This window comes from Nioella aestuarii, assembly GCF_050896395.1.
GTDB classification, from domain to species: domain Bacteria; phylum Pseudomonadota; class Alphaproteobacteria; order Rhodobacterales; family Rhodobacteraceae; genus Nioella; species Nioella aestuarii.
The window spans coordinates 1-15,548 of record NZ_JBPBBA010000041.1; the positions used below are offsets into that span (position 1 = coordinate 1).

The window sequence follows — 15,548 nt, forward strand, 5'->3', positions numbered from 1 at the left end:
TGGCGCGGTCTTTGCGCGGCATAAGGGACAGCCATACTGCCCTTGGAGAGACTGGTTCGCATTCGTCTGGCAGCACCTTTGCGAGAGTTCCCGGCTGTACTCGCCTGCCATGGCGCGCTTGACGCCTTTGACGATCGTAGAGACCGGGCTTCCATCGTTTTCAAATTGCTCGGCGCAATAGATGACGGAGATGCCGGCGCGTTTGCAAATGTACTCGTAGTACGCGCTTTCGTCCGCATCCTGAAACCGACCCCAGCGGCTGATATCGTAGACGAGCACCGCTTCGAAATCGGCTCTGCCCAATTGAATGTCGTCGATCAGCTGCTTGAGTCCGTCGCGGCCCTGGATCCTTAGACCGCTCTTTCCCTCATCCGAATAGGTGCGGACGATCTCGATCCCGCGCTGCTCAGCATAGTGCGCGATCGAGTCCGACTGGTTCTCTGTCGAATAGCGTTGATGCTCGGTAGACATGCGGACGTATTGAGCAGCGCGCCGAGGCTGCGCTCCCTTTGGCGCCATTGCGCCTCCGTCATGTCCGTCCCTCCAGCTCAAGAACCGAGCCTTTCATTTTTCGCCTTCGGCAAGTCACGGGAAATGCCTGTGATTCCATGGGGCCGAAGCATAGACGCGGAGGTTCGGAAAAATGTTTCCTAAGATGGGCAAGACTTTTCCAGATGACGACGAAGGGAAGGTCGATCGACTAAAATAACAAATGGCCATTGCGGCTGCTCTGAAGCGGGAGCTCGGTGGATCTCATCAAGCGATCAAGATTGTGATGCGCTGGACGGGTGTCTCGGAGCGAACGGCCAAGAACTGGCTCGCAGGCTCCCACGGTCCGGCTGGAGAGCACCTGGTCGAGCTCATGCGGAATTCGAACGAGGTGTTGGCTGCGGTGCTTGTGTTGGCCGGGCGAGGAGAGTTGAAGATTGGGGCGGGACTGCACGAAACCCGCGAGACCCTTCTTCAAGTGCTCGATGTCTTGGACGGCCTTCTCGGAACTTCCGAAGCAGGGGCTGGTGAAAGCGAGTAGGCGGTGTTTCGCGCCAGGTTCGCGACACTCCTGAGTAGAGCGACGTTCAGTTCGAAGTCGCTTCGCTCGATCAAAACCGAGAAAATTCAGAAAGTTAGAAAAATGCCCAGAGTTCCCCAGGTGTTCTCGCGTGCCGCCCTTTTAGTAGAGACTGGTTCGCATTGGTCTCCCAGCACCGCCACCCACATAACCCCTTGATATTAATGTAAAATACCCGTGATTTCCCTTCGGAATTCCCGCGGGTTAGGCCTGTTTGGTGCTGGTAGAGACGCGTCTCCGGGGCGGGACCCGGCGCATTTCGCCTGCGAGTCTCTGATGCAAGCAACCCGCGGGTCAGTTTTCGCGGGTGATTTCCGGCGCATGCGAACTTTGCAGAAATTCGCCGCCGTACACGCCTCAGTCTATAACCTCTTCAATACGGAACGCAGCCTCTCCAGTCGATACCTCTTCAAGCAGAACCGCGCCGCTGCTCTCGCCGAGTGGCGCGCTCTTTGTGCGGCATAAGGGACGGGTCTGCTGTCCTTGTGGAGACTGGTTCGAATTAGTCTGCCAGCACCATCCGAAGTGCAACGCGGCCAATCAGCCTTTGGAGTATCGGAGATGCCACCAGAGCAAGTGCAACGATCAGAAAGAAGCTGATACCCGGACTATCCTGAAGTAAGTTCATTGGCTTAACTCCTCCCGGCTTTTCTTCTGTTCTTGGTCGTGAGCACGCAGGGCAGAGCAAAGCTGCGAGCAGTCGAGTCGTATGTTAATGGTATAGCGACAAAGCGCTAAATCAAACTCTTGTCCGCTTTGGACTTGAACCAGCCTTTCGTAGAGCGACGGATCAGCGTCCGCTCTGGGCCACTTTGCAGATTTCAGATCACGGGGAGGTGCGTGACAGCAATATGCGGATAGTTTGGTCATCTCAGTTGCCAGTGCGGCACTACCAAGATCGAATTCTTCAGACAAAAGAAGAACAGCAAGACCCGCGACACGTCCATCATCAGGCGGACCCGAAAAGCTCGACTGATGCGCTTTGTGCACATAGAGTTTAGTTTCAGTCTCGCAAACGCTGGTGCCACCATGGCCAGGATCGCCGTTTTGGGCTTTCTACTCGAAAGCAACCGGTTCGCACCGAATACGGATCGCGCTGACTTTGATCGTCGCACCTGGCTCGTGGGTCAAGAAATCCTGTCAGATGCCCGCAGAGTTGCGCCGCGACAGGGGGCTGAGATTCCGGCGTTTCTGGACGAAGTAGCCAGCCATCTAGATGCGGAGGTGGTGCCCGTTCTTGTGGCTGGTGCGGAGCCAGGGGGCCCGCTGGATGAAGACGTGCTGCGTACTGTCCTGGGCATCATACGCACCAAATTGTCAGATGAGGCGCCGATTGACGGGGTCTATATTGCCAGCCATGGCGCGATGGTCGGTGTAGAGACCCTGGACCCCGATGGTGCTTTGATGGAGGTCGTTCGCGAGGCTGTAGGACCGCACGTGCCTGTGGTTGCGACACTTGATCTGCATGCGAACCTTTCCGACAGGATGGCCCGTGCAGCCAATTGTCTGATTGGCTACCGCACCAATCCCCATGTCGATCAGGCAAAGGTGGCACGTGAGGCCGCCATCATCCTTTCCCGCATGATAAATGGAACCAAATTCCACATGCGCCATCTGCGCCTTCCATTGACACCTGCCAGCGTGACCCTGCTGACCGATGGCCCGGGGGCCTATGCCGATCAGGTCCGAGAAGCGGCCCATCTCACGGATGCTCATGGGATTGTCGCGAATGCCACTGTGCTCGGCGGGTTTGTCTATAGCGATACGCCCGACAACGGTGTGGCGGTTCTTGTCACGGCGACGGACCGAACCGTGGCCGAGCGCGAGACCGCACGGCTGGCCGGGCAGCTTTGGGCCGAAAGACACCGATTTACGCGTGACCTGACATCAATCGCCGATGCCATTCAAGCTGCCACCGCGCAAGATGACGCGCGATGGATCCTGTCGGATGCTGGCGACAATCCCGGTGGTGGCGGCCTCGGGACATCCAGTGATCTCCTTCAGGCCTTGATCGCAGCGAAGGCCGATGACGTGCTTTATGGACTGTTCATCGACGCCGACCTCGCGGCTGAAGCTGCCTCTGCCGGGGTTGGCGAAAGCTTCACGGCGCGGTTCCTGCGCGGCGGGTCCGACGGTTTCGGAGTGCCGTTTTCCGTCGAAGCGGAAGTGGTTGCCCTGAGTGACGGATGCGTTGTTGGGCGACGCGGGCTCGTCGCTGGCCGACGCGTAGATCTGGGGCCAACAGCTGCCTTGAGAATCGCGGGCATCACAGTGGTTGTCGCCAGCAACCGCAAGCAATGCGCTGACCCGGTCTATTTTGAGCATCTCGGTCTCGATCCAAGGGATTTTCGTACCGTTGTCGTCAAAAGCCGCGGCCATTTCCGCGCGGGGTTCGACGAGTTCTTCACGCCGGAACAGGTGCTTGAAGTGGACACGACGGGTCTTACCAGCCCGGTACTGAGCAACTTCAATTTCAGTGGATTGCCACGCCCGGTCTATCCTCTTGATGCTGACGCTGTCTGGTCACCTCCTGACTGGGCCATCCCGTATCTCGAAGCAATGGATATGTTGCCGTGAGTTATCGTATCGCACTTGCCGGGCTGCATATGGAATGCGCAACCTTCCTGCCGCATGTTACCGGTCATGACGTCTTCGAGGCGGGAACCATGCGCGGCCAGGATCTTGTCGAGACCTTTCACAACTCCAACACCGTCATGGGGGGCTTCCTGAGGATCCTTGATGAGGCCGGGGCGGAGGCTGTCCCGATCCTTCATGCCGATGGCGGGGCCGCAGGGCTTGCCGATCAGAAGGCGGTTGCGGCCTATCGACAGGAAATCGTGGACGGCATTAGGGCGGTGCGGGGCAGTGCTGACGGGGTGCTGCTGCATCTGCACGGGGCGATGGTGACCCAGGACGAGCTGGATCCCGACGCGCGCACGCTCGACGCGATCCGCAAGGCTGCCGGACCGGATATGCCGATCATGGTAGCGCTGGATTATCATGCCAATCTGGATGCGGGTTCCCTCGCAGGGGCGACGGCGGCCTTTGGCTATCGCTACTCTCCTCACATCGACATGGGGAGAACCGGAGAACGCGCGGCGCGATGCCTGTTAAAGACCCTCAGGGGCGAAATTCGCCCCGCCATGGCATTGGCCAGACCCGGGTTGATCCTTCCTTCCATCTTCTCCGCCACGGATCTCACCCCTCTGAACAGCCTTGTCGAGAGGGCGAGATCCGCCTCTGATGACAAGGCTGGATATCTGGACGTTTCGCTCTTTGCCGGGTTTGCCTACGCGGATGTTCCTAACTGCGGGGCGTCTGTCGTGGCGGTCGTCGATGGAACGGTGGAAGACGCAGAGGCTCTGGCAGACGACCTTTCAAAAGAGCTCGATCACCACAGGCAGGCCTTGTCCGCACCCGTTCCTGTCTACGGGTTGAAAGAAGGCGTTGAAAAAGCATGCGCCATCGCGGGCGGGTCGGATCGTCCGGTTGTCATCCTGGAACATGCAGACCGCGCAAATGACAGCACTCATGGGCTGCGCCACCTGCTGCCCCTTGCAGACCAGATGCGGATTGCGGTGCCCTTCCTCTGGGATCCGGGGTCGGTGGCAGATGCCATTGCAGCAGGTCAAGGCGCGGAGGTTGCGCTGTGCCTCGGGGGGCATTCCGCCCCAAAAGCCGGCGGCCCGGTCCAGGTGACGGCGCGGGTCGATGCCGTGAAGCGGGATTTCAGATATCGCGGCACCGGAGAGATGCGGGCCGGCAGCGAAGTCCGCTTGGGGGACAGCGTTCTACTGGATGTGGGCGGTATGAAGATCAGTGTCACAAGCCTTTCGCAGAGTGCGATCGACTTTGACCCGTTTGTTCAATTCGATCTCGACCCTTGGGAATTTGACATCGTCCTACTGCGGTCGAAAACGCATTTTCGGGCGGCCTGGGACGGCTTCGCCGCTGCAATCGTCATCATCGACACAGCGGATTACGGGCCGGCGGATATCTCGACACTTCCTTATAAACACGCGCGTCCATAGCCCGTCCGGTCCCTTCAAGTGCTTCTATTAATCCGGTTTCCTGGCGCCTTGCAGCAGCAGGACGGAAAAAAAATGCTACCCGGATCCGGAAAATTGCGTCTAACGTGACCCATGCCTGAAAAAAGGTGCCCCCAAGAGCACCCCTCAAAATAGGCATGGAACCGTTGAAAACAGGGAGTTAATGCAATGTGGAAGTCATTGTCTGCCGCAACGCTTGCGGCGGGGATGGTATTGGGCACAGTCGCCCATGCCGAAGATATTACGATTGCGGTGGCGTCCGAGGTCACGGCCATGGACCCGCACTACCATAACACCGGCAACAACAACCAGATCGTGGGGCTGATCTACGATCGCCTGCTACATCAGGACAGCAATCAGCAGCTCGGGCCCGGCCTTGCCGTCGAGTGGGGACCGATTGCCGATGATGTCTGGGAATTTCAGCTGCGCGAGGGCGTGACCTTCCATGACGGCTCTGCCTTCACGGCCGAAGATGTGGTGTTCAGCTACGAGCGTGTTCCGAATGTACCCAACAGCCCGTCTTCCTTCGCGACCTACACTGCGGGCATCGCCGAAATCATCGTTGTTGATGACCATACCATTCAGTTCCGCACAAATGGTCCGTACCCGTTGCTCCCGATCGACCTGTCCACCATTCAGATCATCAGTTCGGAAAATCCCGAGGCGACAACGGAAGAGTTCAACGCCGGCACCGCCAGCATCGGAACCGGTCCGTACCGCTTTGTCAGCTACACGCCGGGTGAAAGCATCGTGCTGGAAGCCAATCCCGACTATTGGGGCGGTGCTCCGCAGTTCGACACCGTCACCTATCGGCCCATCAGCTCTGACGCGGCGCGCGTTGCAGCCCTTTTGGCGGGCGACGTCGATGTGATTTCGGGGGTTCCGACATCCGACATCGAAACGCTTGAAGGCAACGAGGACATCGTTCTCAGCCAGGGCGTGTCCAACCGGGTGATCTACCTGCATATCGACAGCCGCCGGGTCTATTCACCCTTCGTAACCGACAATGACGGCAATCAGATCTTCAATCCGTTCCAGGACGTCAATGTTCGGCGGGCCATTTCCATGGCGATCGACCGCGAAACCATCGTTGAAGAGGTGATGGAGGGCATCGCTATCCCAGCCGGGCAGGTGCTGCCGGAAGGATTCTTCGGTGTCTCCGACAATATCGAGGTGCCGGAATACGATCCTGAAGGTGCGCGCGAACTGCTGGCCGAGGCCGGATATCCGGACGGCTTCCGCCTGACGATCCACGGCCCGAACGACCGGTATATCAACGATGAGCAGATCGCCCAGGCGATTGCTCAGATGCTGACCCGTGTCGGAATTCAGACCGAAGTCGAAACCATGCCGCGTTCGGTCTACTTCGGCCGCGCGACAGGGGACGAGAACGGATCCGAATTCTCCTTGATGCTTGTTGGTTGGGGATCTGGCACCGGTGAGGCCTCATCGCCGCTGCGCGCGCTGTTGCACACGCGCGATGACGATACGGGCCTTGGTCGGACAAACCGTGGCCGCTATTCTAGCGCGGCGTTCGACGCGACCCTGCAACTCGCGCTGAACACGGTTGATGACGATCTTCGCCAGGAACTGCTTGCGCGGGCCACTGAAATCGCCATGCGTGAAGTTGGGCTGATCCCGACGCATTTCCAGGTGAACACCTGGGCTACGCGCGCCGGGCTTCGGTACATCCCGCGGACGGACGAATACACGCGTCCGACCAATGTGGTGATCGAATAAGTGACCTGATGCGGGCGGAGGGTTTCGATCTTCCGCCCGTCCGCTACCAAACGACTGCTGTGTCTCCTAGGCTCTTGAAGGGGACCACGTTAGGGACGGATCCGCGACCATGACGGTTTTCATCATCCGCCGATTGATGCAGAGCATCCTCGTCATCCTTGTCATGACGGTTCTCGTGTTCGCGGGGGTTTATGCCATCGGCAATCCGGTTGAAATTCTCATCAGCCAGGACGCGACTGAAGCAGAACGGGCCGCCGCCATCGCCCGTCTCGGTCTCGACAGGAGTCTGCCCGAACAATATCTCGCCTTTTTGGGCAATCTTGTCAGGGGCGATCTGGGCACCAGTTTCGTCTTTGGTGAACCCGCCCTGCAACTGGTGCTGCAACGCTTCCCGGCGACGATGGAACTTGCCATCTGCGCTATGGTCATCGCGATCTTCATAGGGGTTCCACTGGGTCTCTACGCAGGCCTGAAACCCGAAAGCATCGCTGGCCGGACAATCATGACCGGTTCGATCTTCGGATTTTCGCTTCCCAATTTCTGGCAAGGCTTGATGCTTATCATGCTGTTTGCGGTAATCCTGCAGTGGTTGCCCGCCGGCGGCCGGGGGGTGCGCGGCGAATTCCTCGGGATAGAAAGCAGTTTCTTTTCCTGGGATGGAATAAGCCATCTGATCCTACCTGCAATCAATCTGGCTCTGTTCAAGACGAGCCTCGTCATCCGCCTGACCCGCGCCTCGGTGCGTGAGACGATCAATCTGGACTATGTGAAATTCGCCCGTGCGAAGGGCCTTCGGCCCCGCCGCGTCATCGGCCTGCATGTCCTCAAGAATATCATGATCCCGCTTGTCACCATCATCGGCTTGGAGTTCGGGTCGGTCATCGCCTTTGCGGTCGTAACCGAGACGGTGTTTGCCTGGCCCGGTATGGGCAAGCTCATCATCGACAGTATCTTCCAGCTCGACCGACCGGTGATTGTTGCCTACCTCATCGTGATTGTGTGCCTGTTCATCACCATCAACCTCATCGTGGACATCCTCTACGCAATCCTGGACCCTCGTGTCCGACTTTCGGATCAAAAGGCATGAGCAGCATCGAGATCGATCCAGGCACCGCATCACCACCTGACCAGAAGGCGGTCAAACCGGTGCCCCCTGCGGTGCGTATCGCACGGGATTTCGTTGAAAGCCCGCTTGCTGTACTCGGGCTGGTAATCTTGCTTTGCATCATATCAATAGCGATCCTCGCAACTGTAATCGCGCCCCAGAATCCCTATGATCTGTCTGAAATCCGCCTGGAGGACAGCCGTCAACCACCCGGCTCCCTTCGGATGACCGATCCGTGGGAAACCGATCTGATCCTCGCCATCGATCCAACGACCGAAGGTCGAACCGAGATCGCCTTTCCGGATGAGGCCCCCTTTGATGGCGCGGTGCTGTCCTGGACGCCGGTCAGCGGCGAAAATTCCGTGGTGGTTCGCCTTGTCTTCGACCCAGCACTGGACAGTGTTCCACTTGAGCCCCTGCGGCTCGATGAATTGCCGCGTGGCGCTGATCTGGATGTCGGTGAGAAACACAGTTTCCGATCCTTCTGGACAGTTGAACCTGCGGATCTTGAGGAATTCACGATCTCCTCCGACCGTGCCCTAGATCAGCCCTTTGAGTTGGAACTGGCTGTCCACGGGACCGAAGGCGAGACGATCATGACCTATTGGCTCGGGACCGACGGGCAGGGTCGCGACATGTTGTCGGCGATCATGTATGGCCTGCGCACAAGTCTGGCAGTCGGCGTCGTTTCCTGCTTCTTTGCCATGATCATCGGCCTGAGCTTAGGCATGATTGCCGCCTTTTTTGGTGGCAAGATCGAAACCGTGATCATGCGTATTGTCGATCTTCAGCTCAGCTTCCCAACGATCCTTGTGGCCTTAATGCTGCTCGCAATCCTCGGATCAGGGGTCGAGAAGGTCATGTTGGCACTTGTGATCGTGCAATGGGCTTACTTCGCGCGAACCGCCAGATCGGTGGCTTTGGTCGAGCGCAGCAAAGAATATGTGGAGGCCGCGCAATGCCTTGCCCTGTCCCGCACTCGTGTCATTTTCCGGCATCTTCTGCCGAACTGCCTGCCGCCGATCATCGTCGTCGCAACCGTTCAGGTAGCGAATGCGATTGCGCTGGAGGCGACCCTGTCATTCCTTGGGATCGGCTTGCCGGTAACGGAACCAAGCCTGGGCCTGCTGATCTCTAACGGCTTTGAGTACATGCTCTCCGGACGTTACTGGATCAGCGTCTATCCCGGCATCGCGCTGCTCATCACGATCATCGCAATCAACCTTGTGGGGGACCGTTTGAGAGACATCCTAAATCCGAGGTTGAACCGATGAGCCTGCTGAGCATCGATAACCTGAAGACCCATTTCTTCACCAAATCCGGTGTTGTGAAATCCGTCGATGGCGTGTCGTTCGAGCTCGACCGGGGCGAGATCCTTGGCATTGTGGGAGAGAGCGGATCGGGAAAGTCCGTGACAGGCTTTTCGATCATGGGCCTGGTTGATCAACCTGGCCGGATCGTGGAAGGGTCTATTCGCTTCGATGGTCAGGATCTGGTGGCATTGCCAGAACCTAAGATGCGCGACCTGCGCGGACGCCGGATCGCAATGATCTTTCAAGACCCGATGATGACTCTCAACCCCGTCCTGCGGGTAGATACTCAGATGATCGAGGCACTGAGGGCGCACGGAAAATGGACGGATGAGGATGCCCGTCAAAGGTGCCGGGATGTCTTGGGGCAGGTCGGCATTCCCAGCCCGGATGAGCGTTTGAAAAGCTATCCGCACCAGTTCTCCGGCGGTATGCGTCAGCGTGTGGCCATCGCGATTGCCCTCCTGCATCAGCCGGACCTGATCATTGCGGACGAGCCTACAACGGCGCTTGATGTCACGATCCAGGCGCAGATCCTCTACGAAGTTCAGAAACTCGTGGCCGAACACAACACGGCGATGATCTGGGTCACCCATGACCTTGCGGTGGTGGCTGGCCTCGCCAACCGGGTGGCGGTGATGTATGCGGGGCGGATCGTGGAAATGGGCACCACCGAAGAGGTCGTCAACCGGCCCTTCCATCACTACACCTCCGGTCTGATCGGCTCTGCCCCGTCCCGCAATGCGCGTGGCACGCGTCTAACCCAGATTCGGGGCATGGCGCCCTTGCCGATGAATCTTCCAGCCGGCTGCGCGTTCCGGCCAAGATGCGACCGCGCCAGCGAAGCCTGTGCAACAGCACCCGACGCCACCACACCCGAGGGCGATCACCTGGTCCGGTGTCATCATCCCCTTGGCGTCGGCGAGGACCGGGGGACGGCAGCATGACCACTCCGATCATTGAACTGGAAGCCGTGTCCAAGCGGTTTGTGAAGAAGCTCGACATTGCCGAAAAATTCGCTCGCCGTCTTGGGGCCAAGGTCGAGGAACACACGGTGCACGCCGTGGATAGCGTGAATCTGTCGATCATGCCCGGGGAAGTGGTTGGTCTGGTCGGGGAAAGCGGCTGCGGCAAGAGCACCCTTGGCCGCTGCGTGGCGGGGGTCCATCAGCCCACAGAGGGGATTATCCGGTTTCTCGGCCAGGATGTCCAATCGCTTCGGGGCAAGGACTTGCTGGAAAGCCGGTTGAAGGTCCAGATGATATTCCAAGACCCCATGAGCAGCCTCAATCCACGGCTCAAAGTGTCCGATATCATCAGCGAGGCGCCCCTATTCCACGGCTTGATCAAACGTGGCGAGGTAGAGGATTACGTTGCGATGACCATGCAGCGAGTGGGCCTCGACCCGTCCTATCGTCATCGATACCCACACCAGTTTTCCGGCGGTCAGCGCCAGCGTATCGGCATCGCGCGTGCCTTGGCTGTTCAGCCAGATTTCATCGTCTGCGACGAGGCCGTCGCCGCGCTTGACGTGTCGATCCAGGCGCAGGTTTTGAACCTGTTCATGGACCTGCGCGAGGATCTGGGGCTTACATATCTGTTTATCAGCCACGATCTTGGCGTGGTCGAGCATCTCAGCGACCGCGTGGTGATCATGTATCTGGGACGGGTCGTCGAAACGGCACCGACGGAAGAGCTGTTCGCTGCACCGAACCATCCCTACACACAGGCCCTGCTGATAGAGGCGCCACGCCTTGAAACGGATCGGCGGATCTACGCGCCGATCAAAGGGGAAATCCCGTCACCGCTTGATCCGCCTAAGGGGTGCCATTTCCATCCGCGCTGCCCCCATGCCACCGAACGCTGTCGGATCGAGGTGCCCGAGTTGAAGGAAATTTCACCCGGCCGCACCAGCGCCTGCCACCTGAACGACGGTTAGGTTTCGGATGGCAGGGGCGTATTCCTGCCTTTCCCGGACCCGACCATACGAAGAACAACGGCGCAGATGCCTGGTGCTAGTTCGGTAGTCACCACAAGCAATGGCGCTAGATGAGCCTTCGAGCAATGCCAGTACCTCTGACTGAACTGAGCGGCAAATTTTACCGCACCATACCTGTGAACCAGATTGATCGGGTTCTGGCGCCTCCCACCCCGCAGAGCGCGGGCCGCTATCATCGCCATGGGCAACGCGCGTTGTACATGAGCCCAAACCTCGATTGGGCGCGCAGGGCGGTTTCCGGCTACATGCGGGAGGATATGAAGCCGAGATTTGTCTTCACACTGGACGTCATCGGCGCTCGTGTCTTTGACCAGCTCAGCTTGAGGTCATGCCGAGATATTGGCGTTGATCGGGACTTGTCCAACCGACCTTGGCGTCCCGCGTTGAATGAAGGGAAAGAGCCGGACTCGTGGCAGATTTCGGACCAGATCAGAGAGCTGGACGCCGACGGACTCATCGACGTGTCGCGTCACATCCCCGGTGGGTGGCACCTTGTGCTGTTCAGGTGGAACGCGTTCGGCGGACCGGTGGTGCGCGTTTCGGGCGGCCCAAAAACGGTGTACCCGAACCCAAGCGGCCCGAAATGGAGCTAGGTGTTGCCAGTAGAAGAACGGTGCGCTTGTCCCTCATTGCTGACACTCGCAGCCTTACGCCGTTTGAAACACCGGGCTGAAGATCCAGCCAGATCACACCCCTTGCCGCTCACTCGACCCAACGGCCCAAGCGCACCGCCGTCGCCCCCGGGGTCAGCCTGCGGCTTGGCATGATCAGAACGCAGCCATCATGCGGCGCGCGGATTTCCTTGTCTCCATCCATGCCGATCAGATCCCCTTTGGAGAGCGTCTCCAGGCCCGTGAAGGGCTGTGCGAACTCGAAGCAGTCGGTCTCGACCGTGACCGGCATCTCGACCTTCACCACGCGCTGTGCGGCCGGTAGGGGCAACATATGGGGCTCTGCAGTCTCGGCTTCGATCATCTCATGCAACAATAGCCAGCGATATACGCTGTCGATCGCAATTGGTCCCGCAGCCGCTTCCCAGTGTTGGCCGCACTCGATCAGCACTGCGGTCTTGGGGCTGCGAGGATCACCGAAGCCACCATAGTCGCGTAACCGTCGCCCCGCAGCATGGCCAGTATCGGCCACGATAATCTCCGGTGTCCCGAGTTGCCTTGACATTGCGGTGCTTTTTTCCAGCGGCCCGGCCACGATCACCGGGGCCGTCTTGTGCTGCATCGAATGCACGTCAAACAGGATATCCACCGTGTCGATCAGGGGGCGGATCTGGCGGGCGCGATCAAGTTCGCACGACCTGCGATCCCCCTCCAGAGTTTCCGTATCCCAGACCCTGTTCATGTCCTCGTCCAGAAACCGGCTTGCCATCGGATCGTCCCCGTCAAAGGCCTCATAGGCCGCGACATTGGAAAATCCGAGCGTCAGCGTGCCCTTCATTGGCCGGACGCCCGCCCGAAACAGATGGTCAAGTGCGATGACCCCGCAGACCTCGTTGCCGTGAACAAGGGCATTGATCAGAACATGTGGCCCTGCAACGCCGCTGTCAAAGCTGGTGTAGTAGTCCACGCCGGTGTTGCCGACCCGGTAAGGCGAGATATCGGGGAAGGGCAGCTCGATAGGATACTTGTTGGGGTCGGTCGCGCTCATGAGGTGGGCCTTGGCACGATCGGCGGTTCGACCCCATCGGGAAGCGGACAAACATAAGGTGTCTTCTTCAGATGGGCCGCGTGAATCTCCTTTGCCTTTGCAAGAAGGGCAGGATCTTCCATTACCCGTTTGGCTGTTGCAGCCATGACCTTGGCGGCATAGACCATACCCTTGTGCGCGGCCGGAGCCTTGCCTTGCGCGACCGTTTGCCAGGTGTGAAACGGTGTGCCGACTGCACAGGTTGCCACGCGGGCCTGAACCGTGGGTACGCTCCAACTGACATCCCCGACATCCGTTGATCCTTCTCCGCCCTCACCCTTGAGGTCCAGCGGCGCCACGAAATCGCAAAGGGCTAGGCTTTCGTCCGGTGCTGGCATACCGACGCGCCGGAAGGATACCGCGATATCGTCCGCCGTCAGGGTCTTTTGAATCTCTCGGGCGAACGCCGTGTCTGTTTCATCAAAGGCAACCGGACCCAGACGCTCCATCTCCACCTGCATGGCCTCCTCCAGAGGCCGGTTGCCGATCAGGTTCGATACCCCGGTAAAGACGCGGGATTCGACGCGAGTCTCCGTCATCAGGGCGGCTCCTTCGGCGATCTTCTTTACCCGCTCGATCAGGGATCGAAGCCCCGGCAAGTCCGAGGCACGGACCAGTTGCCGAACGGTCGCCCGGTGCTGCACCACGTTGGGGGCAACCCCGCCTGCGTCGAGATAGGCATAGTGAACGCGCGCATCATCCGGCATGTGTTCGCGCATGTAGTTGATACCAACATTCATCAGCTCCACCGCATCAAGGGCGCTTCGGCCCAGTTCGGGCGCGCCTGCGGCATGGGCTGCCTTTCCGTGGAAGGTGAAGTCGATCCGGGTGTTGGCCAGCGAGTTTGCCCGGTTTACGGCAGTAAACGTAGCCGGGTGCCAGGATATCGCCGCATCAACATCGTCGAACAATCCTTCGCGCACCATGAATGCCTTGGCCGCGCCGCCCTCTTCCGCAGGGCATCCATAATAGCGGACCCTTGCTTTGATTCCGTTTTCCTCGATCCAGTCCTTTACGGCAGTCGCGGCAAGCAGGGCCGCAGCGCCCAACAGGTTATGTCCGCAGCCATGGCCGTTTCCTCCGGATTCCTGTGGGCGCGGTTCTGCAACACCAGGCTCTTGGCTGAGATAAGGCAGCGCATCGAACTCTCCGAGTATCGCGATGACCGGTCCTTCTTCACCTGCCTCGCCCGTAACAGCCGTCGGGATTCCAGCAGCGTTTTCGGTTACTCGAAAGCCCTTCTGTGCAAGCATCGCCTTGTGTTCAGCAACGGAACGGTACTCATTGTAGAGCGTTTCCGGCATCTCAAAGACGCGATCTGACAATGCAATCAGATCCTCCTTGTGATGATCTACATTCTCCCAGATAACGTTTGAATTCTGCATCGCTGCTCTCCCACCGACCGGTCCGATGAATGAGGCTCCCATGGTCGATGGCGGTTGGCAAGTATCCAGTTTTGCTCAACTTCACTTCTTCAACTGAGAACCTAGCAACTGTGTTTATTCGCCGAGCTGAAGCTGCCACGGGATGCCAGTTTTGATGATCGCGTTGGCGATTGTGATCAGCCTGCGTGCGATTGCGATGATGACGAGCTTGTGGGGCTTACCGCGTTCTTTCAGACGTTTTGCGACCGGTTTGAGAACTGGATTATGGCAGGCAGCGGCGAGCGCAGCCTGGAACAGAACACGTCGCAGCGATCGTCGACCGCCCGCAATCGTTCTCCTCACTCGCATTGCCCCGCTGTCGTGTGGGACTGGTGCCAGGCCAGTCATGGCACCGGCTTCGCCTGATGTCATTCGGCCTAGTTCGGGCAATTCGGCAATCAGCATCGCAGCTGAGACCGGACCAATTCCCGGGATTGATCGCAGTAGGTTCGCCTTGGCGGCAAGAGGCTCCACTTGTGCGATGACGTTTTCGATCCGCCGTTCGATTTGATCGATCTGAGTATCGAGCACCTCTTTGAGTTCATCATCCATGGTCTCGACGTCGGCAGAAATACCCTGCTTCCTGCGCGCGGCGATCTGGGCTTTGAGCCGCTTGCGCATATCGACAAGTTGCCCCCTCCGCGTCGTCAAGGTTCTGAGAATACGTAGATTCTCATCTGGAAGTTCTCGCCCGGCCTCAGGTCTGAATGCCATGAACCTGGCGATGAGTTCGGCATCGATCCGGTCAGTCTTCGCCAGCGTGCCCCGGGAAAGCGCGAACGCCTTGATCTGTGCCGGAGACAGCTGGACAGCGATAATCCCTGCATCGACAAGTTCCGTCCAGAGCACCCATTCATGGCCACCTGTAGCTTCAAATCCCACTTTCACGGGGCCGGATAGCTTCTGGATCATCGCGACCAACGCAATATGGCCATCCGCCGTGTTGGGGTGCCGGAACCGATTCTGGCCAGGAAGGCAGAACCCGTCCAACCAGTCGCGCGATACATCTATCCCAAGGATGGTAGTCTCAGATATCATGTCACTCTCTCTTCCTTATGCTTCGCGGTCCCACAAAACGGGCCGCCGTCAACTGTTCGAGACGGTGAAGAGAGGCAGGATCAGCCTGCTAGATGACGTGGTCATGCCACAAGGTG

The 15,548-nt window shown here is 58.8% G+C and carries 14 protein-coding genes and 1 pseudogene; 10 read left to right on the plus strand and 5 right to left on the minus strand.

What is annotated here, in order from left to right; translation table 11 throughout:
- The coding region (locus tag ACROHD_RS17775) for a recombinase family protein (protein ID WP_432679754.1) at positions 1 to 519 on the minus strand (519 nt) is incomplete at its 3' end.
- A gap of 193 nt (positions 520 to 712) precedes the next feature.
- Here ACROHD_RS17775 and ACROHD_RS17780 point away from each other — a divergent pair.
- Positions 713 to 1,030 carry an XRE family transcriptional regulator gene (locus tag ACROHD_RS17780; RefSeq protein ID WP_432679755.1) on the plus strand — a complete coding sequence of 106 codons (318 nt, stop codon included), beginning with the start codon at positions 713 to 715 and terminating at the stop codon, positions 1,028 to 1,030.
- A gap of 351 nt (positions 1,031 to 1,381) precedes the next feature.
- Positions 1,382 to 1,534, plus strand: a pseudogene (locus ACROHD_RS17785) (IS6 family transposase); the annotation flags it as partial.
- 37 nt (positions 1,535 to 1,571) lie between these two features.
- On the opposite strand, the gene ACROHD_RS17790 reads toward ACROHD_RS17785, so the two are convergent.
- Complete coding sequence (locus ACROHD_RS17790; RefSeq protein WP_432679756.1) at positions 1,572 to 1,697, minus strand: hypothetical protein; 126 nt, start codon at positions 1,695 to 1,697, stop codon at positions 1,572 to 1,574.
- 401 nt (positions 1,698 to 2,098) lie between these two features.
- On the opposite strand from ACROHD_RS17790, the gene ACROHD_RS17795 reads away from it, so the two are divergent.
- The 8 genes from ACROHD_RS17795 (at position 2,099) to ACROHD_RS17830 (ending at position 11,865) form a co-directional block, all read left to right on the plus strand.
- Positions 2,099 to 3,646: a M81 family metallopeptidase gene (locus ACROHD_RS17795; RefSeq protein ID WP_432679757.1), complete on the plus strand. Its 1,548-nt coding sequence runs from the start codon at positions 2,099 to 2,101 to the stop codon at positions 3,644 to 3,646.
- A complete protein-coding gene (locus ACROHD_RS17800) occupies positions 3,643 to 5,100 on the plus strand; it encodes a M81 family metallopeptidase (protein ID WP_432679758.1) in 1,458 nt (485 codons plus the stop codon). Before ACROHD_RS17795 ends, ACROHD_RS17800 begins: the two co-directional genes overlap by 4 nt.
- Positions 5,101 to 5,286: 186 nt before the next feature.
- On the plus strand, positions 5,287 to 6,858 hold the full coding sequence (locus ACROHD_RS17805; protein ID WP_432679759.1) for an ABC transporter substrate-binding protein: 1,572 nt from the start codon (positions 5,287 to 5,289) through the stop codon (positions 6,856 to 6,858).
- Positions 6,859 to 6,967: 109 nt separating this feature from the next.
- Complete coding sequence (locus tag ACROHD_RS17810; RefSeq protein WP_432679760.1) at positions 6,968 to 7,945, plus strand: ABC transporter permease; 978 nt, start codon at positions 6,968 to 6,970, stop codon at positions 7,943 to 7,945.
- A complete protein-coding gene (locus tag ACROHD_RS17815; protein ID WP_432679761.1) occupies positions 7,942 to 9,237 on the plus strand; it encodes an ABC transporter permease in 1,296 nt (431 codons plus the stop codon). Before ACROHD_RS17810 ends, ACROHD_RS17815 begins: the two co-directional genes overlap by 4 nt.
- Positions 9,234 to 10,220 carry an ABC transporter ATP-binding protein gene (locus tag ACROHD_RS17820; protein WP_432679762.1) on the plus strand — a complete coding sequence of 329 codons (987 nt, stop codon included), beginning with the start codon at positions 9,234 to 9,236 and terminating at the stop codon, positions 10,218 to 10,220. Before ACROHD_RS17815 ends, ACROHD_RS17820 begins: the two co-directional genes overlap by 4 nt.
- Positions 10,217 to 11,212: an ABC transporter ATP-binding protein gene (locus ACROHD_RS17825; protein ID WP_432679763.1), complete on the plus strand. Its 996-nt coding sequence runs from the start codon at positions 10,217 to 10,219 to the stop codon at positions 11,210 to 11,212. Before ACROHD_RS17820 ends, ACROHD_RS17825 begins: the two co-directional genes overlap by 4 nt.
- Before the next feature lie 125 nt (positions 11,213 to 11,337).
- Positions 11,338 to 11,865 carry an RES family NAD+ phosphorylase gene (locus tag ACROHD_RS17830; protein WP_432679764.1) on the plus strand — a complete coding sequence of 176 codons (528 nt, stop codon included), beginning with the start codon at positions 11,338 to 11,340 and terminating at the stop codon, positions 11,863 to 11,865.
- A gap of 109 nt (positions 11,866 to 11,974) precedes the next feature.
- Here the strand turns inward: ACROHD_RS17830 and ACROHD_RS17835 are convergent, their stop codons facing one another.
- The 3 genes from ACROHD_RS17835 to ACROHD_RS17845 form a co-directional block, all read right to left on the minus strand.
- Positions 11,975 to 12,931, minus strand: a complete 957-nt coding sequence (locus ACROHD_RS17835) for a M14 family metallopeptidase (RefSeq protein ID WP_432679765.1) — start codon at positions 12,929 to 12,931, stop codon at positions 11,975 to 11,977.
- Positions 12,928 to 14,355 carry an amidohydrolase gene (locus tag ACROHD_RS17840; RefSeq protein WP_432679766.1) on the minus strand — a complete coding sequence of 476 codons (1,428 nt, stop codon included), beginning with the start codon at positions 14,353 to 14,355 and terminating at the stop codon, positions 12,928 to 12,930. The genes ACROHD_RS17835 and ACROHD_RS17840 overlap by 4 nt, the downstream gene beginning before the upstream one ends.
- 114 nt (positions 14,356 to 14,469) lie before the next feature.
- Positions 14,470 to 15,432: an IS110 family RNA-guided transposase gene (locus ACROHD_RS17845; RefSeq protein ID WP_432679767.1), complete on the minus strand. Its 963-nt coding sequence runs from the start codon at positions 15,430 to 15,432 to the stop codon at positions 14,470 to 14,472.
- Positions 15,433 to 15,548 lie beyond the last annotated feature (116 nt).

Bases quoted from the DNA above. Each gene is read 5' to 3' on its own strand.
- ACROHD_RS17780 (WP_432679755.1), top strand. From the start codon at position 713: ATGGCCATTGCGGCTGCTCTGAAGCGGGAGCTCGGTGGATCTCATCAA.
- ACROHD_RS17790 (WP_432679756.1), bottom strand. From the start codon at position 1,697: ATGAACTTACTTCAGGATAGTCCGGGTATCAGCTTCTTTCTGATCGTT.
- ACROHD_RS17795 (WP_432679757.1), top strand. From the start codon at position 2,099: ATGGCCAGGATCGCCGTTTTGGGCTTTCTACTCGAAAGCAACCGGTTC.
- ACROHD_RS17805 (WP_432679759.1), top strand. From the start codon at position 5,287: ATGTGGAAGTCATTGTCTGCCGCAACGCTTGCGGCGGGGATGGTATTG.
- ACROHD_RS17810 (WP_432679760.1), top strand. From the start codon at position 6,968: ATGACGGTTTTCATCATCCGCCGATTGATGCAGAGCATCCTCGTCATC.
- ACROHD_RS17815 (WP_432679761.1), top strand. From the start codon at position 7,942: ATGAGCAGCATCGAGATCGATCCAGGCACCGCATCACCACCTGACCAG.
- ACROHD_RS17820 (WP_432679762.1), top strand. From the start codon at position 9,234: ATGAGCCTGCTGAGCATCGATAACCTGAAGACCCATTTCTTCACCAAA.
- ACROHD_RS17825 (WP_432679763.1), top strand. From the start codon at position 10,217: ATGACCACTCCGATCATTGAACTGGAAGCCGTGTCCAAGCGGTTTGTG.
- ACROHD_RS17830 (WP_432679764.1), top strand. From the start codon at position 11,338: ATGCCAGTACCTCTGACTGAACTGAGCGGCAAATTTTACCGCACCATA.
- ACROHD_RS17835 (WP_432679765.1), bottom strand. From the start codon at position 12,931: ATGAGCGCGACCGACCCCAACAAGTATCCTATCGAGCTGCCCTTCCCC.
- ACROHD_RS17840 (WP_432679766.1), bottom strand. From the start codon at position 14,355: ATGCAGAATTCAAACGTTATCTGGGAGAATGTAGATCATCACAAGGAG.
- ACROHD_RS17845 (WP_432679767.1), bottom strand. From the start codon at position 15,432: ATGATATCTGAGACTACCATCCTTGGGATAGATGTATCGCGCGACTGG.